This window comes from Bacillus sp. FSL R5-0603 (genome assembly GCF_038050295.1).
In the GTDB taxonomy this organism is placed as follows: Bacteria; Bacillota; Bacilli; order Bacillales; family Bacillaceae; genus Bacillus; species Bacillus subtilis.
Genome location: NZ_JBBOYP010000001.1, coordinates 3,279,404 through 3,300,333 on the forward strand (window position 1 = coordinate 3,279,404; position 20,930 = coordinate 3,300,333).

The following is a 20,930-nucleotide window of genomic DNA, read 5'->3' on the forward strand; positions in this document are numbered from 1 at the left end:
CATTAGAATGTTTTTCCTGCTTCTTTCGCACGCGCAATCGCGTCTTCTTTGATTTGCTGTGCTTTATCAGGCTCCGCATTATGTCCCTCTACGAAAATGCCTTCGAATGATGGTACGCCGAAGAAGTTCATCATGATGCCGATGTAGCGGTGTCCCATTTCCATCTCAGCCGCAGGGCCTTCTGAATAGTAGCCGCCGCGAGCTTGGATATGAATTGCTTTTTTATCAGTCAACAAGCCGACAGGACCTTGTTCTGTGTATTTGAATGACTTTCCTGCAACGGCAACAGAATCGAGATACGCTTTCATCACTGGCGGGAATGAGAAGTTCCATAAAGGTGTAACAAATACGTACTTATCAGCTGATGCAAATTGATCGCTAAGCTCTCCCAAACGGCCTACTTTCACTTTTTCGCTTTCAGAAAGCTCTTCAAAGCCTGTACCTGACTGAAGCTTTCCCCATCCGCTGAATACATCTGCGTCAATGTGCGGGATGTTTTCTTTGTACAAATCGATATGTACAACTTCATCATTTGGATTTGCTTCTTTGTAAGATTCGATAAATGCTTTACCTGTTGCCATACTGTACGAAGTTGCTTCGTCATGCGGATGAGCAGTGATATATAATACTTTTGCCATTTTTACCAGCCCTTTCGTTTTTAAAAATCACACACCAATTATTATCATACAGATGCATAATGATTATTCTGTCTCTCTTAGACTTTATTATAGAGACAAAGAAATTTACTTTCAAGTAAAACATCTCGAATTAAAGATTATTTAACTTTCCAAACAGCTTACTTTTCAAAAGCTGTTCTCAAGCCTGAATACAGCGCGGACAATTCTTTACTGATTCGAGGATAATGAGGAACATGCGGCACTTGAATATCCGCAGGCATCCTTTTCACTATAAAGGATTGCTCAGCCCGTTCAAAAAACGCCCGCAGCTGGTTGATCTCTTCATCAGAAAACGGAGCAGGCGGACGGCGGTGAGCTTGCGCCGAGAGCAAATAGTACCCTAAGTGCTGAGCACCGGAAATGGCAGGCCAGAGCGCCTCCGCATTCGCATGAGGAAACTCTCCAAGGGCCTTGTCATACGCATCCCGAAGCCTGACAAGACTCACCCTTAACTTGTGTTCGTCGGCATTCTGCCCGGTTAACAGTTTCTCCATAAACTGCCCTTCCAGCCGGATGACGTTCCTCATCAGTTCAGGCAGCCGCTTTGTTGAAAACCGCCGCCACAAAAGCATTGTTCCCAACAGCCCGATCACGCTGCCGACAGCTACATCAGTCAGCCTCGCTATCATAAAATAACCGGCACCCGCGCCGCCATGCATACTTTCTGTGATAACAAGCGCATTTGCGGTTAAAAAGGGAACAGCCAGCGCATAATTGCGGACGATCAGCATCTCAAGAAGACATTGCAGCGCTGCAATACAAAACGCAATATAAACACCGCCCGGCTTAAAAAACAGGATTGCGCCTGCCAGCATAACACCGATCACCGTTCCGGCCGAACGCTGAATAGCCCTGTGAAGCGTAAAAACAACAGTAGTGCCAAGCATGACCGCTGCTGCCGAAAGCGGAATCCAATAGGAACGTGCAAAGCCGAATGCGAGGGCAAACATATCGGCGGCAAACAGAACAATTCCGTACTTTAACGCTCTAATCAAAACTGGAGACTTCCAGTCAAAAGCATTTCTCAAAAAGTAAAAAGAGGATGGCAGGCGGCTCGGTTCCCCGTCAAGCTGCTTATCAAAACGTCCTGAAGCGATATGCAAAACCTCATTGATTTCTTCAAACAGCTTCCGCCTAGGCTCAGATTCGTTCTCATTAATCTGAAACGTACCGGAAACCCGTGCATGCGCAAGCATATCTCCGGTTTGGCGAAGTGCCTTTTCAATCTGCGCGGTCTCTCTGTCCGGCGTTTCAGCTGAAAAATGAATAATGGCAATGAATATGTCGTCAGCTTTTTCAAGGAGGCGGAAAAATCGTTCATCATGCCGCGATTTTTTCCGTCTGTTCCCTTTCCCAAGAACCGTTTGGCGGGCTGTTCTAAGCATGAGCACGGTCTGATGCTGTGCGTTATGAAAACCTGGCGTTCCGACGGCTGAAAGACATGCAGCCAGCTGATGATATGTTTTTTGCAGCACCGCTCCCTCCGGTCCATGTTTGTTCCATAACCAGCCGATTAAAGCGATACCCATGGCGAAGATGCCGCCGAGAAACGTCAGTCCCGCTCTGAACAGCGCTTGTGAAGGATCGGCCGGCAAACCGGAACTGACTAAAAAGGCAAGGACAAAAAACATCGGTGCAGGGCCTTGAATGCCGAGCGCGCTAAAAATAAACATCGCCGCTGCCCCGATCAGCCCCAAAACAGCCGCCATCATCCAAAGCGTCCCCGACAAAAGCGTTCCTAATCCAAATGAGAGGGCGATCCCAAAGGAAACCAAGAGCAGCTTCATGGCGCGCTTTTTGTACGATTCACCGCCCGCATATAAATAAACAAAGCCTCCGATACTTGCAATTAATCCGTAATCCGTGTGACCTGCCAATGCACCGACCAGCACAGGAAACCCTGAAGCGAAACCTGATCCGATAGCCTTTTTCCAAGGAAATGGATTTGCATGAATGCGAAAGGCATCCTTCACGATAGGCATGATTCTTTGATTGTTCGCAGCAGTTTTGTTCATTTGACAAAATCCTTTTCAATGAATGTGTAGAACTTTTCCCGTTTCTTCGCTTTAGTATGCCCAAAAACGCGGTTAGCTTCTCAATTGGTGCGCCCGATAAAAAAACAGAGACTTATACCGTCTCTGCTTCATTACATCAGTTTATTATCATAAAAGCGGCACCTGTCAGGACTGTTTTGTCCTTCTGCCTTCCTTCAAGAGCAGGTGAATAAAAAATAAAGGATAAATCAATAGATACCCATTAAACAGCCACCACACAAGATCAAAGTCACTGCTGAATGTCCAGAATGATAGCGCCTGCAGACCTGAACAACAGGTCAGCACAAGAGAAATCAGCGCCATCAGCTTCCAGTCAGCACGATTCACCCGCTGTAGGTACAAGCTGTATAACCCTGTGACAGAAATCAGGATATCCAGCGGAAAAAAAGACCAGTTCCAAGCGATCATAAACGGATGGTCATGATGTTTAAAAGCCCAGCTTTCCGGTATGAGCGAAAATCCGGCTGACAGCCAGTACAAGATAAAACCGATATCAGTCACGAGAAAAAACAGCTTCATATATCTCATTTGTACTGCCCGCTTTTATGTACCGGCTCAGACACCGCAGCATGCTCGATCAGGTTTAAAGACACAACACCGGCAATAATCAATCCAATTGAAATGACTTTCATGACACTAACATGTTCTTGAAAAAACAAAAAACCAACGACTGTAATCAGGACAATTCCCATCCCTGACCATACAGCATAAGCAACTGATACATCAATGGATTTAAGCGTAAGCGTCAGAAAGAAAAGACTCCCTCCATAAAAGAAAATCAACAGCACACTGGGAATAAGCTTTGTAAAACCAGACGATAGCTTCATGCTGACCGTTCCCGCAACCTCAAACAAAATCGCCAAGCATAGAAACACCCAATTCACGTCGCATCAGCCTCCTTATCAGCTGTTATACCGTTAAATAAAACATCTACAATTGATTCAAGAACCTCTCCTGTCGTAAACTGATGTTTCAGTGGATATTCAGGGTCATACACTTGGTTGATGCTCCCTATATACATGTGAACAAACAGGTCCGGATTGATGTTTCTGATTCTCTTTTGCTGTTTGCACTCATTTAATAATGCTAGGACAATCGCCCATTCTTCCTTAATAAACGCGTCTAATGTAAGCCACGCATCGTAATGGTATTTCTTTAGTTCATTTAATAATCCCATGTTCAGCAGTTCCATCCCCTGCGGAAGGCTGATCAGCATTTGTTTCACCTTTTCGAGCACATTTAAACTTTCATTTTCATAGATGTCTCTTTCCATTTGCTTCATTTCAGCTAAAAATTGTTCGACAACCGCCTCAACAAGCTGATCTTTAGATGAATAATATGCATAGAGCGTCCGTTTGCTCGTTCCCAGCGCTGCAGCCAAATCATTCATCGTAAATGAAAATCCTTTTTGCTTGATCAGCCGGAAAGTTTCCGCCAGAATTCTTTTATCCATATTAATCCCCCGCTTTCGGTACCGATAAAACTATTTAAGTACCAATATTATACGGCAGAAATTTATGGAAATCAACAATATATAAAAAACCTCTCCTATTGGGAGAGGTTTAAAAGACACTGCGGACCAAACCGCCGTCCGCCCGAAGTGCCGCGCCATTGATCGCAGAGGAAAGCGGGCTGCTTAAAAATGTAACGAAGTGGGCGATTTCTTCCGGACGGATCAGTCTTTGAATAATAGATGTCGGCCGGTTTTCTTTCATAAAACGTGCCTCAGCTTCTTGAACAGTCAGGTTTTCACCAGGATACAGCGAGTTCAGCATGGTTTCCACACCCTCTGTTAAGGTAGAGCCCGGCATGACGGTGTTGACTGTGACATTCGTGCCGGTTGCCAGCTCCGCCAAACTGCGGGAAATGGACAGCTGCATCGTTTTTGTCGCACTGTAATGGGCCATTTCCTGTGACGGCATAATCGCCGCTTCACTGGCAATGAAAATCACACGCCCTTCTTTTTTCTCTATCATGTTATGCAAATACCTGCGTGTCAGCCTTACACCGCTCATAATATTCACTTCAAAAAAACGAAACCATTCATCGTCGGGAATATCAAAGTACTCCGCCGGTTCAAAAATCCCTAAATTGTTGACCAAAATATCAACCTCTGGATATGCCTGAAACAGCTCATTGCAGCCTTCTTCAGTTCCCAAATCAAATGCGGCCGGATAAAGAACCGCTTCAGCATGTTGTGTTTTCAGTTCATCTATCGTCTGATTCACTTTCTCTTCCCGGCGTCCGTTAATGATCACTGCCGCACCTTCTTCAGCTAACGAAGAGGCAATAGCTTTTCCGATCCCTGATGTCGAACCGGTCACCAGTGCGGTTTTTCCTTGTAAATTCAGCTTCATTATTCATCCCTCCGTTTTTGATTCCTCTTATTTATTGACAGAAATCTGATTGGTGAAACATCTGCTCTGCAATCAGTATGAAACAGCTGGGATCGAAATGGAAGTACGCACTTTTTGGTGCCTGTGGTTTGGAGAAAAAATAAAGCAGAACCTCTTAAGAGGTTCTGCTTTATTGTCAGTATGTATGGAGACGGTGGGAGTCTATTACCATGGTATGGTTATGTTTTAAAATAGTTACAAACCGTTGATATATAAGCCTTTACGTATGATGATAAATCAGTTTTTTTAAAACTGAAATTTTATATTTTTATTATCAAAATGTTACCGCAAATGTCATGGACCTAACACACATACTCAATGCCTTGAATTCTGCTACGATGCGGTAGGTCCATTTACCGATCGTTCCCCTCCCTCCTCATTTTCCCTGTTCTGGTCCATAATCACCTTATCATTCAACCTAAGGTAAATTTTTACATAGCTAACACTTTGATTTGATTTATTTTAAAAATAATTCTTTGTTTATCAATATACTCATTATCTAAATCTACTTTAAAAAATGGAACCGCCCTTGTAGAACTTTCTGCATGCAAATAAAAAGGTCCTTCACTAGGAAAGAGCCTTTTCCATTCCTCTCTAAAAATGGAGGAACTTGATTCCAGATTGTAATTCTAACATTTTAAAAGCAAAGACAAACATTCCTTTAAAATGGTTTCCGCCAAAAAGTCTCACTAGATATAATTGAATTATGTGCATATGTGCTTTAAAGATAGAGGTGAATATATTATGAAATTAACATTTGATCCGCCTGTTGGTATGGGGTGTGGGTGATACAGAAAACACAAATGAGCATGACAGATTTTGAACGCAAGTTATATCAGATTTTTGTTAATATGCGGCTTTACAGAAAAAAAAGAAAGACAGAAAAAGTGAACAGGAAATACGTGATACCACGAAAACCTTATCCGAAAAATGGATTGTTTAGAAAGTCCTACTCGATGAGTAGGCCTTCTTTATGAATAGGCTATATTCTCTTCAAAATAAATTTTGCATTTGGTAAAATAATGGATATATGAAGGAGAGTGATTGATACATGTTGCTATTCATAGGTAAATTCATATTGCTCTATATCTTCTGTTCTTTTGCTTATTATTTATTTAAAGTCGCTTATTACAATATTGGTAAAAAATTAGCGCTAAGCACATCGGAAGGAACTAAAGCGAATTGGGTCGCAAACGTGTTTATTAAAAACGGTACTAAGCTAACTGATGGTGATTATTTTATGGTTGCAGTTGTTTCAGCATTGTGGCTTTTACTTAGGTAATATAACAAGCCTCCCTTTACAGGAGGCTTGTTTTTATTCAGTTGGATAACCATTTGCCTTACAGAAACTCTTAATATATTTGTTTTTGCTAGCAAATTTTCTGCAAGCTTTATTCATCCCAGCGTTATAAACTTCTTTCAAGAATTGTTGAGCTATCCCAGCCAGACCAATTGCAGTAAGAAGAGCAATAAGCTCTTGCAATCCAATATATACTACCCACGGGAGTGCTGGAACAATTGCCGTAGAGGCATCTCCAACTTTGACTTCTTGTCCTTTGTTTTGCTCTAACCATTTAACCTGTTCAGTTGGAATGCTAGCATAAAATAATGAAAGGTTAAAGATTTCATCACCAGTATAACCAATTTGTTTAGCTTTTTCTTTATCTACGCTGTATGTAAAATCATCGTTGAGTTTTAAAGCTTCTTTGACAAATTTCTCTGCTTTCTCAAAATCAGCTTCCGTTGCATGCTTTAATGCCTCGCTTACCTTCTCTTCCGATGTTAAATTGTTCATAATTGATTTTGCTTCTACGGTGTTGGCAGGAGTGCTTAAGAGGACAGTGACTAAAAGGGCAAAAGACGACAAAATGACAATCATGCTACTTTTTAGCTTACTCATTCCTTTAATCATTCCTTTCTACTAATTTGTTACATGCTAAATATTATCATATTTGGAATTTAATTTACATTACAAAACTGTGACATTTAAACTTTTTACACATTAAAAAAGCCCTGCTCATACGAGGGGGCTCAATTATTATGCGGACGATATTTTTTATTTGTTTCAAGCTATTCTTTCAACGCCTCCGCATCTTGCAGTAAAGACAAACTTGTATTCCCTATCTTTTTTTTACAGCTTCAATGCGTTTGTCACTTATCAATTTACTCATGCGCTGCTTATTTACCCCTAAAATCTCGGCAACTTCAGAAGTGCTGAGGACCTCAGTTTTCAGGAAGCCTTCAACCTCCTCACGACCGCCGAAACATTAAACACGTATAGTCACCTTTATCCGTCTGCACAACGTGAGGTTATTGGCTTTATGAAAAACGAAAAATTTTAAAAGTGTTACCAAAATGTTACCGCAGTGCCCTCAAAAGCTTTAAAAGCCTTGATAGCACTGCGGTTTCAAAGTATGTATGGAGACGGTGGGAGTCGAACCCACGTCCAGAAACATCGATTACTTAAGCGTCTACGAGCGTAGCCTGCATATTTATGGTTTCACTCATCTTCTTGCCTGCGGGCGGGCCTTCCGAGAGCTAGTCTGTTCATCTCTTCTTACGTTCTCAGACAGGAACGCAAGCGTAGCCTACTTGGATGTGCTCTTCACAGACACATAGGCAATGTCAGGAAGAGCTCGCTGCGCTTATTAGGCAGCTAATGCTACGTTTTGGTTAAAACTGTTAGTTTTGCCAGTTATATTTAAGTGCGTGTTTACGAGATCGCCTCTCGGCTCGCAGCTCAAGCTCGATCCATCCCTGTCGAATCCGTAACGTCCCCTTGGTATAAGGGAAATACGGGAGAAAATATCAAGCTCTCACTCAAACTGGCTATAGTCTTATTATAACATGATCACGGCTCTTTTCAATTGTCAAATTCTTCAAATGAATGGCGTCGTGATCTGATCGTGAACACAGTATAGCACAGGCCTGATTTTCGAATCAAGCACTATGCCTTTAGAAGCCTTTTTGACTGTCTCTGAACGCTCTTTCGATTTCCCGCTTCGCGTCCTTGCGCTTCAGATCTTCCCGTTTGTCATAGTTCTTCTTCCCTTTTCCAAGGCCGAGAAGCACTTTGGCAAAGCCGTTTTTTAAATACAGCTTCAGCGGAACGAGAGAATAGCCTTTTTCCTTTGTTAACCCGATCAGCTTATTAATCTCCTTGCGGTGCATTAACAGCTTTCTTGTCCGGAGCGGATCGTGGTTATAGCGGTTTCCCTGCTCATATGGGCTGACGTGCATATTGTGGAGAAACACTTCTCCCCGTTCGATTTTGGCGAAGGAATCCTTAAGGTTTACGCGGCCGGCGCGAATCGATTTGATTTCTGTTCCTTGCAGAACGATGCCTGTTTCATAGGTTTCTTCTATAAAATAATCGTGATTGGCTTTCTTATTTTGAGATAATACTTTTCCTGACCCTTTTGGCATGCCAAAACCTCCTCTCTCTAAGGAAAAACTGTCCACCTTTTGCGATACGCTCTATTTTACCAAATGTCACGTACCGCTACAATGAAAAGCTGTTTCCGAAAGAAAGCAAATAGAGCGCTGCGGCCCTATTTGCTGGTTGAGCTGCTATTTCTTCTTTTTCCGTTTCTGTTTCGGCGCGTTCTGGAAGCCGCGTTTTTTCTTTTTCTTCTTCGGCTTAGTGAACCATTCTCCTTTTTCCTCAGACGGAGCTGGAGAAACAGGTGTATTGGTGCTTTGAACACGTTTTCTGGCAGGCTTTCCGCGTTTTCTGCTCCGGCTGCTGTCCAATTCTCTCGGACGCCGCGGAGTGCCCTTCATGCCGACAATTTCAAAGTCGATATTGCGCTCATCTTTATTGACATCGACAACCTTGACTGTGATTTCATCCCCGATGCGGAAGACGTTGCCTGTCCGCTCGCCAATCATTGCGAAATGCTGTTCGTCAAAGCGGTAGTAGTCATCTGTCATAAAGCTGACATGGACGAGTCCTTCGATTGTATTCGGCAGCTCGACGAACATTCCGAAGTTTGTCACAGAGCTGATCATGCCGTCAAACTCTTCACCGATTTTATCAAGCATGTATTCCGCTTTTTTCAGGTCATCCGTCTCACGCTCGGCGTCAACTGCACGGCGCTCCATTGATGATGTATGTTCGGCGATATCCGGCAGGCGTTCAGCCCACTTTTCCTGTGTCGCTTCATCGACTTTGCCGTTGATCAAATACGTTCGGATCAGACGGTGAACGATTAAGTCCGGGTAACGGCGGATCGGCGATGTGAAATGCGTATAGAATTCCGTTGACAGACCGAAGTGCCCCAAGCTTTGCGGGTCGTATTTCGCCTGTTTCATCGAACGGAGCATAACAGTAGATATAACCGTTTCCTCTGGTCTGTCACGCACAGCGTCCAGAATGCTTTGCAGCGCGCGCGGATGAATATTCCCCGCCGTTCCTTTCACCACATAGCCAAAAGTCGTCACAAATTCTAAAAACTTTTGCAGCTTTTCAGCATTCGGCTCTTCGTGAATCCGGTATATAAACGGGACATTCATCCAATGGAAATGCTCCGCCACTGTTTCGTTTGCCACAAGCATAAATTCTTCAATCAGCTTCTCGGCGACAGAGCGTTCTCTGATCACAACGTCTTTAACCGCTCCTTCGTCATCAACAAGCACCTTTGCTTCTTTGAAATCAAAGTCAACGGCGCCGCGGTCCATCCGCTTATCGCGAAGAATTTGAGCCAGGCGCTCCATGTCTTTGAACATCGGAACAAGAGGCTCGTATTTTTGCTTCAGCTCTTCATCATCGTCAACAAGAATTTTATTCACATCTGAATATGTCATTCTTTCCGTTGTTTTGATGACACTTTGGAAGATCTCGTGCTCTGTCACCTGTCCCTGACTGTTAATTGTCATTTCACAAGAAAGCGTCAGGCGGTCAACCTTTGGATTTAAGGAGCAGATGCCGTTTGACAATCTGTGCGGAATCATCGGGATGACACGGTCAACCAGATACACACTTGTCCCTCTTTCAAGCGCTTCTTTGTCAATCGGCGAGTTTTCAGTTACGTAATGGCTGACATCAGCTATGTGAACGCCAAGCTTGTAGCTTCCATCATCAAGTTTCGTCACGGTAACTGCATCATCCAAATCCTTCGCATCCGCACCATCAATGGTGACAATCACCTGGTCACGGAGATCACGGCGGTCTTTCAGATCTTTTTCATCAATCGTGTCAGGCGTACTTGATGCCTGTTCCATCGCGTCAGCTGGAAATTCTCCCGGCAGGCCGTGCTTATGAATGACCGATAAAATATCAATGCCCGGGTCGTTTTTGTGGCCGAGAATGGTTTCAACCTCACCCTCTGCGTTCATGCGGCCTTCAGGATAGCTCGTCAGCTTGACAACAACCTTATGCCCTTCCGCAGCTCCATTTTTCCCATTTTTCGGAATGAAGATGTCACTCGTGATTTTTTTGTCGTCCGGAATGACAAAGCCGAAGTTTCTCGTTTCTGTATACGTGCCGACAACGCGCTGAATCGCTCTTTCTAAAATCCGTATGACGGTTCCTTCCTGCCTGGAGCCGCTTGACTGTGAGTTCAGACGCACCATGACGATATCGCCGTTCATTGCCGTATTTAGCTCATTAGGCGGAATAAACACATCACTTAACGACGTATCCTCAGGCAGCAAAAAGGCGAATCCTTTCGCATGGGCTGAAATCTTCCCTTTTATTAAATTCATCTTCTCCGGAATGCCGTAGCGGTCGCTTCTCGTCCGTACGATAAGCCCTTTTTCTTCCAGGGCAACTAACGCTTTGACGAGCTCTTTAAACTCCTCGGCTTCCGTAATATTTAACATCTCCTCAAGTTCCTGAACGGTCAGAGGTTTGTATGCCTCTTCCTTCATAAACGAGAGAAGCTTTTCCATAAATGCTTCTTTTTCCATTATCCGACCTCCTGTTGATTACCAATCGAGCTTCTCTAAAAATTCATACACATCCTGATGGACGAGGTCACGTTCTTTGTCGAGTGTAATGACATGCCCTGATTCCTCATACCATTTCAGCTGTTTATCATCAGTTTCCACTTCGTTGTAAATAATATTGGCGCTTTCGGTATTAATCATGTGGTCATGACGGGCCTGCACCACAAATGTCGGTGAATAAATCATATCGACATTATTCCGCACATCAGCAATTAAGTCTTGCAGCGCCTTGAGGGTATTCATCGGCGTTTTTTCGAATTCCTTCATTTCCTCTTCAATTTGCTCCGGGCTTTTCCCCTCAAACTTTTTGTAATTGCGAGCGTATGAAAGAACGCCTTGATACATGACCTCTTCACTCTTAATATGCATCGGTGCGCACATTGGGACAATTCCCTTTATGGGTACAGTGTAACCCAATTTCAGCGAAAAAACCCCGCCAAGCGACAGTCCGCAGGCAGCAATGCTCTCATAGCCTTCAGATTTTAAGTATTCATAGCCATCCATTACGTTTTTCCACCAGTCTTCGGGCCCCGTATGTACAAGTTCTTCAGGCGGGACGCCATGTCCTTCATATTGAGGCGCGTGGCACGTATAGCCGCGTTCATTCAAATATCGTCCCAGCATCCTTACATCCGCTGTATTGCCTGTAAAGCCGTGCAGCAAAAGCACCGCTTTGTCTCCGCCTTTAAATGTAAATGGTTTTGGTGTCACAACTTTCATGCTCATGTCTCCCTTTCTATCTGCACGATCATTATAGTTTTCCACAGTTTAATCAGAAAAAAACGTTTTGAATATCAGCCAGAAACGTGAAAAAGGCCTGACTTCACATCAGACCTTATACAAACATTGCCCTATAGGATATAAGCAAGCGCAATCGTTAACACGAAAAACAAGACTGCCAGCACTACCGTAATGCGGTGCAAAATTAAATCAAGACCTCTTGCTTTTTGTTTCCCGAAGAGCTGCTCCGCTCCGCCTGAAATCGCACCAGATAATCCGGCGCTTTTACTGGATTGAAGCAAAACGACAATAATAAGTGCAATGCTGACGATAACCAACAAGGTAATCAAAACTGCGTGCATCCCATACACCTCCAGACTCACTGGCTACATTACTTCTATTTTACATGAAAAGGGTTGGCATGTCACGCTGTATCAGACGCCAAAAGGCCGGATAAGACGTTTTATCTTGGTTACCCTATTCATATGAAAAGGTCAAAGGAGAAAAGCGATGCCGCTTATCAGCATAGACAGCAGGAAACATCTTTTTTATGAAGAATATGGACAGGGAATCCCTATCATTTTTATCCACCCGCCGGGCATGGGACGCAAGGTTTTTTATTATCAGCGCCTTCTATCCAAGCATTTCAGGGTGATTTTTCCCGATTTAAGCGGCCACGGTGATAGTGATCACATCGATCAGCCAGCGTCTATTTCCTATTACGCAAACGAGATCGCGCAATTCATGGACGCTTTGCACATTGATAAAGCTGTGTTATTCGGGTATTCTGCCGGAGGCTTAATCGCGCAGCATATCGGCTTCACCCGCCCGGACAAAGTGTCACACCTTATTCTGTCCGGCGCCTACCCCGCTGTTCATAACGTAATCGGCCAGAAGCTGCACAAACTGGGAATATATCTGCTTGAAAAAAACCCCGGTCTGCTCATGAAAATCCTCGCTGGCAGCCACACAAAAGACAGACAGCTTCGCAGCATATTAACAGACCATATGAAAAAAGCAGACCAGGCCCATTGGCATCAGTATTATCTGGATTCGCTTGGCTACAACTGCATTGAACAGCTGCCCCGCCTAGACATGCCAATGCTGTTTATGTATGGCGGCCTGCGGGACTGGACCTTTACAAACGCAGGCTATTACCGAAGAGCGTGCAGACATGCCGAATTTTTCAGATTGGAATATCAGGGACATCAATTGCCGACAAAACAATGGAAAACGTGCAATGAGCTGGTGACAGGGTTTGTGCTGACACATCATTCATAGGAATAGAAAACGCTTGGCTTCCTTGCGTTTTTTGTTACTTTATTGACTTTTGTCAATAAAATCGTAGTAAAAAAGATCCTCAAATTTCAAATTAAAATAGTGAAGCATTTTACCGATCACAAGCTGCCCCGGCCGTCTTTCTCCATTCAGCACGCGGCTCAGTGTGGCGGGTGAGACTCCGATTTCCAGCGCAAGCTGATTAAGGGAATAATCGTTATTAACCATATACTGCAAGACATAATCACGTCTAATCTGTATCTTTTCTACTGGCACTTTCCTCACCTTCCATTCCTGAAAAACTTTTTTCTATACTTTTACATTACGGCTTATGTTAACTTTTGTCAATACATTTCCAGTCTACCTATTCCCTTTAGTCAATAAACATACTAAAATATGAGTAACAGTGAGGACGGGGTGAGATATATGGAAAGCTTTGGCGAACAATTACGGGCATTGCGTGAAGAGAGAAAGTTAACAGTCAACCAGCTGGCGACTTATTCAGGCGTAAGCGCGGCCGGCATCTCCAGAATCGAAAACGGAAAACGGGGCGTTCCCAAACCTGCCACCATCAAAAAACTGGCAGAGGCCTTAAAAATTCCTTATGAGGGGCTTATGTACAAGGCTGGTTACATCGAAGAAGTGCATGAAGCCAGGGCCCCTTACGAAACGAAGTGCAAGCTGCTTGAAAAAGCGGAGGCCTATGACCTGAAAAACCTTGCGCTTCTTGAGAACGAAAAGTGGCAATATCTCAATAAAGAAGATTTGCTCATGCTGGATCATTATTTTTCGTTTATTTCAGATGAAGCCAAAAAACGGTCTGCTGAGACTGACTCTTGATAGAAATGTGAGGCGATAGACCATGTCACCGTTCGGACAGCAATTACGGGAGCTGCGCCGCGCCCGCAAACTGACAGTGAATCAGCTTGCGGTGTACTCAGGCATCAGCTCGGCCACCATTTCAAAAATTGAAAACGGCAAGCGCGGCACGCCAAAACCTGCCACTATCAAAAAACTGGCGACTGTACTGAAAGTGCCCTACGAAAACCTGATGGCTGCCGCTGGTCATATTCAAGCCTTTCCAGAAGAAATCCGCGAGGCTTCGGAAAGCTATCAGTCCATTTACAATATTTACCAGACAGCTGTCACTCGCGGAACGGAGCACCTCCCGATTTTCAACAGCCAAAAATGGGAACACCTTTCAAAGCAGGATATTGAAAATCTCAGCAAATACTTCGATTTTTTAGCCTCTGAAGCGAAAAAACGCGTCTCTTCTTCATAATCCCCTGCTTCTCTTTCTGCATTTTATCAATCACGCTTGCATACCTTCCCTCATTTTTTGCGTTATAATAGTGTCAGACGAGGTGAAAAGTATGAACCAATCAGAAATGTGTCCTAGATTTGAAAAAGCAGTCGACATCTTGAGTAAACGCTGGGTCGCTTTAATCGTATTTCAGCTCTTGAACGGGTCTCAGCGATTTAGCGAAATTGAAGCAGCACTTCCAAATCTAAGCGGCAGAGTTCTGTCAGAACGGCTGAAAGAACTTGAGCTTGAAGGAGTAGTGAAGCGGGATGTCATCCCTGAAACTCCGGTTCGCATCGAATATTCATTGACTGATAAAGGAAAGGCACTAGCACCCATTTTAGGTGAGATTTCTAAATGGGCGACTGAATGGATTGACCCTTCCTTTCTTGACTAATTGCTAAAACGGTTCTGATCTCAAAGACGAGAAAAGAGCCGTTTTTTATTTTTTCCCAGGTGAAAAAACGATTTCTCAGCCGATATATAGTACATCCACACATTACGTTTTTAAAGGAGACCACTATATGCGACTGACGATTTCCCGCAAATTCAGCCTGGTATTTTTGACACTGATCCTGATCAATTTACTTGTAGGCGGAATAGGCGTTCTTAATATGCAGCATATCATTCAAAAAACAGATGAAATCAACACAAAATGGATTGACGGCATCAAAGGAATCACTTCAATTAATTATGTAACCGAGCACCTGTCTTCTAAAGAAAAGGACTTTCTGATTTATACAGACAAAAGCAAAATGGATACACTTGATCAAGAAATGAATCAAATCATGGAAGACATTAACCAAAAGCTCGATAACTACGAAAAAACAATCTCCACTGATAAAGAGCAGAAACTGTTCGAGCAGCTTCAAACTGAAGTGAATACCTATATGGATATTCATGCGCAAATTATCGAAAGCGGCCGTACGAATGACATGGACAAAGCAAGAGGTTTATTGGTTCAGACTGAGGCCAGCTTTGAGGATATGAAAAAAACAATCACTCAGCTTGTTGACTTAAATCAAGAAGGCAGCAACACAGCGGTAAAAGAAACGAAGGCCGTCTATCATAAAGGGCTCATTTACACTGCTTTGCTTGTGGCAGCATCGATCCTCATCAGCATTTTCATCTGGCTTTATATCACGCGAAACATTGTAAAGCCTATCATTCGCATGAAGGAATCTGCCAATCATATTGCCGAAGGCGATCTGTCGAACGATATGGAGGCGCTCAACTCAAAAGACGAGCTGGGTGATCTGAATGAAGCGCTGCAAAAAATGGTAGGGAATCTGAGAGATATTGTCGGATATTCTAAAGACATATCAAGCCGGGTCCTTTCTTCTTCACAGGTGCTTGCTACCGCAACGAATGAAACAAGATCCGGCAGCAAACATATTACTGAAACGATGAACGAAATGGCTGAGGGCTCTGAACAGCAGGCACAAGACGCGGTGACGATTGCCGAATCGATGAATGAGTTCACTGAAAGCATTGATAAAGCCTATAATCACGGCATCACCATCAGCGATACGTCTCAAAACGTTCTCGAACTCGCGGTAAGCGGAAACGAAAATATGGCTACGTCATTACAGCAAATGAAAACCATCCATCATATTGTTGAAGAAGCCGTGCATAAAGTGAGATCACTGGAACAGCATTCTCAGGATATTAACAAGCTCGTTCAAGTCATCAACGGAATTGCCGAGCAAACGAATTTGCTGTCCCTTAACGCCGCAATTGAAGCTGCCCGCGCAGGAGAAAGCGGCAAAGGCTTCGCCGTTGTGGCAGAGGAGGTCAGAAAGCTGGCAGACGGCGTTTCTGATTCCGTGCAGGATATTACCCGGATTGTAGGCGGGACACAGCAGGAGATCCACACTGTCATTACGTACTTGGAAAGCAGCTTTACAGAAGTCGAAAAAGGAACGGAAAACCTGACAGACACTGGACAGGCTATGCGGCATATCAAGCAATCCGTCACTCATGTTGCAGACAGCATTAAGGAAGTAACGGATGGCCTGAAACAGTTAACAAACCAATCGATTACTATCAATCAATCGATTGAAAATATCGCTTCTGTATCCGAAGAGTCGGCCGCCGGCATTGAAGAAACATTTTCAATAACCGAGCAATCCGCCCATTCGATGGATCAAGTGCTTCAAAATGCTGAAGAGCTTGAGCAGCTGGCGAAGGAGCTTAATGAGAAGATGGGTCAGTTTACGATTTAAAAATAACCCACGTCCAGATAGGGCGTGGGTTTAATGATTTCTATATAAGGGTATTTTCACTCGAACTTCTCCGCCACCCTCTATAGTGTTTCCAAGAGTAAGTTCTCCATTATGAAGATTCACAGCATTTTTTGCGAAGGTCAACCCCATTCCATAATGACCTTTAGACTGACGGGCCTTGTCATCCATGTAAAAAAGTTCTGTTGCTTTTTTTAGCCCGATTTCCGAAAATCCATTTCCTGTGTCTTTTACAAAAAAATAAAAAGTATCAGAATCGCATTCCGCATGCACCGAGACAGTCCCATCCTCCGGTGTATAATCAACTGCATTTGTTAAAATATTCAATAACGCCCTATGTAACAGTTGCCAGTCTATTTCCGCCTCTTTCTTGAGATTTTCTTTTTTAAATGAAATATTTATTTTTTTATTTCCTTTATAGGCGGATATATCTTTCTGTAGAGTTTCTGTCAGCTTATCTACAAAGGCTTTCTCCAAATGAATAGTTAAGGAATCCTCCGTTCTCGAGAGATGAATCAGCTGAGAAATATATTGTTCAATTTGATTTCCTGCTCCAAGAATATATTTTGTATATTCAGCTTGTTCTTCGTTTTGAATAGACAAGCTGAGTAATTCAGCATTTCCCTTAATAATGGTAATCGGGATCTTGATATCATGTGCCAAAGCACCAATTTGCTCTTTCTTATTTTTTTCTAATCGCCACTGAGCTTCGAGTGATGACCGAAGAGCATCTCTCATTTCAATTAAGGAATCAATTACATCATCAAATTCCTTAATATTTGTAAATTCGGGAGTAAACTGCAAATTTTGCTCTTTTATAAATCGAGTAATTACGTTCAGTGTCTCAAAATGTTTTCTTAATCTATTAGCAAAGTAAGTTGTTATAATAGAAATGACTACAATGAGTAAGACTATTAAAATACAAATACTCGTTAATTCATAATTAGGAAGGTATTTTCTTAATAAAGGTGAGCTAAAATCTGCACGTAATGAATATTGCAAAACACAATACTCTTCATTTCTATCTATAACCAAATATCCTTTTTGTTTATAATTGACATACGGTTTTTTTTCAATCTTCTTTTTAACCAGTTGCAGATCTTTTTCTTTAATGGTTCCAGCTGTTTTTTGTTTTGTTTCTTTATCAAGGATGGCATATGACATTGTATCTGGAATCATATCAGCAGTGACTTTATCTGTATTTTCCAGCTTTGGCGCAAGTTTTTCTGCTTCCCGTTCATTATAATTCGCGGGATGTGAGAAACCCGTATTCATTGCGATTGTATTTATAAATAAATATAGCAGAGCCAGTACAACTAGACTTATACATAACGTGACCATATACTTTATCAGTTCTCTAAGAAGTGTTTTCTGGCCCTTAAAACCTATTCCCATTTGTACCCAACACCCCATACCGTTTTGATAGGGTCTGTATTATGCTCTTTACATTTTTTTCGAATCGTTCTGATAAATTCAGTAATTGTTGAATACAAAGCATTCCCCTCTAATCCATATATCTCCTCGTAAATTTGTTCTCTTGAAAAAGTTCTCCCTTTATGTTGAGCTAAAAATTCACAGATTTTATATTCATTTTTTGTTAGGTTAAGTTTGTGGTTATTGATAAATACTTCTTTACTATCAAAATGAAATAAAAAACCGGAGATGACTCTTTTCGATTGATGTTTATCTCTCCGTTCCCTTCTTAAGTGAGCATTAACTCTAGCACTAAGCTCTCTAACACCAAATGGCTTTGTAATATAATCATCTCCGCCGGTAATAAGACCTTTTACTATCGCTTCCTCTTCTGTTTTAGCCGTGAGGAATAAAATTGGACAATCAACCAAAGGACGTATCTGTTTACATAGCTCAAAACCATCAATATCTGGCATCATAACATCCAGCAAAATTAAATCATATCCTTGAAATACGTCAGGCGGCTGTCCTTTAACACGATCTAAAATGTCAACTTGATGCTGGTCACGGCGCAAAATATTTTGTATCAGTACAAGAATATCTTTTTCATCATCGACAGCAAGGATTTTGGCCATTTCCTGTCCCCCTCATACTATTCAAACGTTTTTCTGCCTTCCCATTTACTAAACCATATTACACTGGCAATGATTATACATATTATACCAAAAATCATAACCAATACCCCTGAATTTATTTCATGCATTAATAAAGGATTATCCCCTTTTTCTTTAAAGTGGAGTACCCCATTTAAACCTGACAATCTAATACCCCAAGCCCAAGGGTTATATTTCCATATAGCATCTCCTAATCCAGTATTCATTAGAGCGGTCATAAGCAGGCCAGCTCCGCCTATCAGGACAGAAGCACCCATTCCAAACATACAGCTGATAAAAAAGTAAATACAATATAGGGCTACACTACCCGCAACTAGCCAGGCACCACCTGTTATAAAAATATCGTAAGACAAATCCGGCACATGTAAAATAAATTTTAATCCTATTATATAAATGAAAAGCGCTATACCAATAGAGCAAAGTTCCATGAAAAGCAGCATTAACATTTTGCTGGCATAAGCAATGACTTTTGGAGACGTACTCCCTAGTAACACTTGAAATTTCCCTGCCTGTTCTTCTAAGGATGCAGTCATTCCGCATAACACCCCTATAAGCAGCGGCAATGCAACTGCAATAGCTTCCATAAAAGACTTATACAAGTGAAATTGACTCTGATCTCTCTCATAAAAATACAGAATCAATACAGTTGAAAAAGCTATAGGAATAATTAAATGGAGCCACATAAAGGAGGTGTGTTTGCTTTTCTGGAAATCAGCTTTTAAACACCTCAAAAGTAATCTCACCTTATATCGCCCCCTGCTTTTTTGTTCTGTAATCGATTGAATGGGCAAACGAACGGCTGGTCAAAAACGCTATTATTAAAAATAATAGAATAGAAATCAATATAGCAGGAGGGACGACCATCCAACTCAACAAAGGATCATTTTTTTCAAGCAAAAGACCGTTAGGATGAATACCTATTGTGGGACACATCATTCGAATTGGCCAGCTCCAAGGAATAAACCACCAAAAGGAACGAGATGCCGGCATTATACCTAAAACAAAAGTTCCTATAAGATTTAACATTACCGCTATTGTAAGCCCCCACTTTTTTGCCACAAATAAACAAAGTGGAATTTGCCAAAGGCTTGTTACCCAAAGCAATAAACTTGCGGCAATTGTAGAAAGCGTAACAATAGCAAAATCAGCTATAACAAACCCCATTAGTAACATAAACACTAAAAATACAATTTGAGATAATAGCGAATAAATCATAATAATTACAACCTTAGAGTACCATAATCTTCCTAAATCAATAGGCAATGAATACGTACCATTATAATTAGAGGCCTTTTTTTCTTTTTGATGAGATAAAGAACAAAATAAAGCTATCATCACCGGCATAAATATAATAGACCACCAGTTAAAAGTACCGGGAACAAAAAATTGAATGTTCATTAAAAAAGAAAAACCTATATTAAGCAGCGGCACTAAGATAATCATTTTTCTAGAAAAGGTCCTTTTAAACTTCAGGTTTTCGGCCTTCATATAATTCATCATCTTTTTACACCCTCTTTTTCACGGCTTGCCTTTACAACTTCCATAAACAAATGCTCTAAATCATCAGTCTTGTTTATTTCCCCCTGGTACCCAAGATGACCGCCGATGATAATCCCAATATGATCTGCTATTTGCTCGACTTCTGAAAGTATATGACTAGATAAAATCACGGTTATTCCTTCCTGAGGAAAAGAGCGAATAAGATCTCTGAGCTCCTGAATGCCGATTGGATCTAGCCCATTCGTAGGCTCATCAAGAATTAATAATTTAGGGTGATTTAATAAAGCAATAGCAATTCCCAGCCGCTGCCTCATCCCCATCGAAAACTGCCCTGCTCTTTTCTTTCCAGCATGCTGCATATCTACTGTCTTTAGCACACTGTTTATGCGATCCTCAGATAGGCCCAGCAACGTTGCATGTACTTTTACATTTTCAAATGCTGTTAAATTATCGTAAAGGGGTGGGGCTTCTATTAAAGATCCGATATTTTGCAAATCAGAACGTTTCCATTTATGTCCGTCGAAGAAAACCTCACCAGAAGTTTTCCGTAAAATTCCTGTTAAAATTTTAAGTGTCGTCGATTTTCCAGCTCCATTTGGTCCAAGCAGACCGTAAATGCTGTTTTTTTGAACAGTTAATGAAACATCTGAAACAGCTGTTTCTTTGCCAAACTTTTTTGTAAGACTTTTGGTTTCTAATAGGACTGTACTCATGTCACACTCT

24 protein-coding genes and 1 other RNA gene are annotated in these 20,930 nt (G+C 42.1%); 6 read left to right on the plus strand and 19 right to left on the minus strand.

Annotation, left to right across the window (positions count from 1 at the left end):
• Positions 1–2: 2 nt before the first annotated feature.
• The 6 genes from azoRB to NYE56_RS16980 all read right to left on the minus strand — a co-directional run bounded on the left by azoRB (position 3) and on the right by NYE56_RS16980 (position 5,088).
• Entirely contained in the window at positions 3–638 is a 636-nt protein-coding gene (gene azoRB / locus NYE56_RS16955) for an FMN-dependent NADH-azoreductase AzoRB (protein WP_341284148.1), read from the minus strand.
• 158 nt (positions 639–796) lie between these two features.
• Positions 797–2,692, minus strand: coding sequence for an FUSC family protein (locus NYE56_RS16960; RefSeq protein WP_341284149.1), 1,896 nt, complete (start codon positions 2,690–2,692; stop codon positions 797–799).
• 165 nt (positions 2,693–2,857) lie between these two features.
• A complete protein-coding gene (locus NYE56_RS16965; RefSeq protein WP_003242541.1) occupies positions 2,858–3,259 on the minus strand; it encodes a YvaD family protein in 402 nt (133 codons plus the stop codon).
• The gene (locus NYE56_RS16970) at positions 3,256–3,615 is read right to left on the minus strand and encodes a DMT family transporter (protein WP_341284150.1); all 360 of its coding nucleotides are present in this window, start codon (positions 3,613–3,615) and stop codon (positions 3,256–3,258) included. Before NYE56_RS16970 ends, NYE56_RS16965 begins: the two co-directional genes overlap by 4 nt.
• Entirely contained in the window at positions 3,612–4,184 is a 573-nt protein-coding gene (locus tag NYE56_RS16975) for a TetR/AcrR family transcriptional regulator (protein ID WP_341284151.1), read from the minus strand. The genes NYE56_RS16970 and NYE56_RS16975 overlap by 4 nt, the downstream gene beginning before the upstream one ends.
• Before the next feature lie 109 nt (positions 4,185–4,293).
• Positions 4,294–5,088 carry an SDR family NAD(P)-dependent oxidoreductase gene (locus tag NYE56_RS16980; protein WP_003228388.1) on the minus strand — a complete coding sequence of 265 codons (795 nt, stop codon included), beginning with the start codon at positions 5,086–5,088 and terminating at the stop codon, positions 4,294–4,296.
• A 1,090-nt stretch (positions 5,089–6,178) separates the two neighbouring features.
• Between NYE56_RS16980 and NYE56_RS16985 the strand changes: the two genes are divergently transcribed.
• Complete coding sequence (locus NYE56_RS16985) at positions 6,179–6,409, plus strand: hypothetical protein (protein WP_021480611.1); 231 nt, start codon at positions 6,179–6,181, stop codon at positions 6,407–6,409.
• Between the two features lie 33 nt (positions 6,410–6,442).
• Here NYE56_RS16985 and NYE56_RS16990 read toward each other — a convergent pair whose 3' ends face one another.
• The 7 genes from NYE56_RS16990 to secG form a co-directional block, all read right to left on the minus strand.
• Positions 6,443–7,027: a hypothetical protein gene (locus NYE56_RS16990; RefSeq protein ID WP_250622558.1), complete on the minus strand. Its 585-nt coding sequence runs from the start codon at positions 7,025–7,027 to the stop codon at positions 6,443–6,445.
• Between the two features lie 220 nt (positions 7,028–7,247).
• A complete protein-coding gene (locus NYE56_RS16995) occupies positions 7,248–7,361 on the minus strand; it encodes a helix-turn-helix domain-containing protein (protein WP_223497724.1) in 114 nt (37 codons plus the stop codon).
• 182 nt (positions 7,362–7,543) lie between these two features.
• Positions 7,544–7,906, minus strand: a transfer-messenger RNA (tmRNA) gene (gene ssrA, locus NYE56_RS17000).
• Positions 7,907–8,082: 176 nt separating this feature from the next.
• Positions 8,083–8,553 carry an SsrA-binding protein gene (gene smpB / locus NYE56_RS17005; RefSeq protein ID WP_003220025.1) on the minus strand — a complete coding sequence of 157 codons (471 nt, stop codon included), beginning with the start codon at positions 8,551–8,553 and terminating at the stop codon, positions 8,083–8,085.
• Between the two features lie 144 nt (positions 8,554–8,697).
• Entirely contained in the window at positions 8,698–11,037 is a 2,340-nt protein-coding gene (rnr, locus tag NYE56_RS17010) for a ribonuclease R (protein ID WP_003228386.1), read from the minus strand.
• 18 nt (positions 11,038–11,055) lie between these two features.
• The gene (locus NYE56_RS17015) at positions 11,056–11,796 is read right to left on the minus strand and encodes an alpha/beta hydrolase (protein ID WP_003242610.1); all 741 of its coding nucleotides are present in this window, start codon (positions 11,794–11,796) and stop codon (positions 11,056–11,058) included.
• A 131-nt stretch (positions 11,797–11,927) separates the two neighbouring features.
• Positions 11,928–12,158 (minus strand): preprotein translocase subunit SecG, encoded by a 231-nt coding sequence (secG, locus tag NYE56_RS17020; RefSeq protein ID WP_003220028.1) that lies wholly within the window; start codon positions 12,156–12,158, stop codon positions 11,928–11,930.
• Between the two features lie 148 nt (positions 12,159–12,306).
• Here secG and NYE56_RS17025 point away from each other — a divergent pair, with 148 nt between their 5' ends.
• Complete coding sequence (locus NYE56_RS17025) at positions 12,307–13,077, plus strand: alpha/beta fold hydrolase (RefSeq protein ID WP_014477993.1); 771 nt, start codon at positions 12,307–12,309, stop codon at positions 13,075–13,077.
• 39 nt (positions 13,078–13,116) lie between these two features.
• Here NYE56_RS17025 and NYE56_RS17030 read toward each other — a convergent pair whose 3' ends face one another.
• A complete protein-coding gene (locus tag NYE56_RS17030) occupies positions 13,117–13,350 on the minus strand; it encodes a helix-turn-helix domain-containing protein (protein ID WP_003220031.1) in 234 nt (77 codons plus the stop codon).
• Between the two features lie 150 nt (positions 13,351–13,500).
• On the opposite strand from NYE56_RS17030, the gene rghR reads away from it, so the two are divergent.
• The 4 genes from rghR to NYE56_RS17050 all read left to right on the plus strand — a co-directional run bounded on the left by rghR (position 13,501) and on the right by NYE56_RS17050 (position 16,602).
• A complete protein-coding gene (gene rghR, locus NYE56_RS17035) occupies positions 13,501–13,914 on the plus strand; it encodes a transcriptional repressor RghR (RefSeq protein WP_014477995.1) in 414 nt (137 codons plus the stop codon).
• A 22-nt stretch (positions 13,915–13,936) separates the two neighbouring features.
• Positions 13,937–14,356: a helix-turn-helix domain-containing protein gene (locus NYE56_RS17040; RefSeq protein ID WP_268555031.1), complete on the plus strand. Its 420-nt coding sequence runs from the start codon at positions 13,937–13,939 to the stop codon at positions 14,354–14,356.
• 91 nt (positions 14,357–14,447) lie between these two features.
• On the plus strand, positions 14,448–14,774 hold the full coding sequence (catR, locus tag NYE56_RS17045) for a catDE operon transcriptional regulator CatR (protein ID WP_003242888.1): 327 nt from the start codon (positions 14,448–14,450) through the stop codon (positions 14,772–14,774).
• A gap of 127 nt (positions 14,775–14,901) precedes the next feature.
• Positions 14,902–16,602 (plus strand): methyl-accepting chemotaxis protein, encoded by a 1,701-nt coding sequence (locus NYE56_RS17050; protein ID WP_268555030.1) that lies wholly within the window; start codon positions 14,902–14,904, stop codon positions 16,600–16,602.
• A 30-nt stretch (positions 16,603–16,632) separates the two neighbouring features.
• On the opposite strand, the gene NYE56_RS17055 is transcribed toward NYE56_RS17050, so the two are convergent.
• The 5 genes from NYE56_RS17055 to NYE56_RS17075 are packed head-to-tail and all read right to left on the minus strand — an operon-like array spanning position 16,633 to position 20,920.
• Positions 16,633–18,015 (minus strand): HAMP domain-containing histidine kinase, encoded by a 1,383-nt coding sequence (locus NYE56_RS17055; protein ID WP_341284152.1) that lies wholly within the window; start codon positions 18,013–18,015, stop codon positions 16,633–16,635.
• Positions 18,006–18,668 carry a response regulator transcription factor gene (locus NYE56_RS17060; RefSeq protein WP_032726858.1) on the minus strand — a complete coding sequence of 221 codons (663 nt, stop codon included), beginning with the start codon at positions 18,666–18,668 and terminating at the stop codon, positions 18,006–18,008. The genes NYE56_RS17055 and NYE56_RS17060 overlap by 10 nt, the downstream gene beginning before the upstream one ends.
• Positions 18,669–18,685: 17 nt before the next feature.
• Positions 18,686–19,450, minus strand: a complete 765-nt coding sequence (locus tag NYE56_RS17065; protein WP_341284153.1) for a lantibiotic immunity ABC transporter MutG family permease subunit — start codon at positions 19,448–19,450, stop codon at positions 18,686–18,688.
• A gap of 1 nt (position 19,451) precedes the next feature.
• Positions 19,452–20,207 carry a lantibiotic immunity ABC transporter MutE/EpiE family permease subunit gene (locus tag NYE56_RS17070; RefSeq protein WP_341284154.1) on the minus strand — a complete coding sequence of 252 codons (756 nt, stop codon included), beginning with the start codon at positions 20,205–20,207 and terminating at the stop codon, positions 19,452–19,454.
• A complete protein-coding gene (locus NYE56_RS17075; RefSeq protein WP_038829373.1) occupies positions 20,204–20,920 on the minus strand; it encodes a lantibiotic protection ABC transporter ATP-binding protein in 717 nt (238 codons plus the stop codon). The genes NYE56_RS17070 and NYE56_RS17075 overlap by 4 nt, the downstream gene beginning before the upstream one ends.
• Positions 20,921–20,930 lie beyond the last annotated feature (10 nt).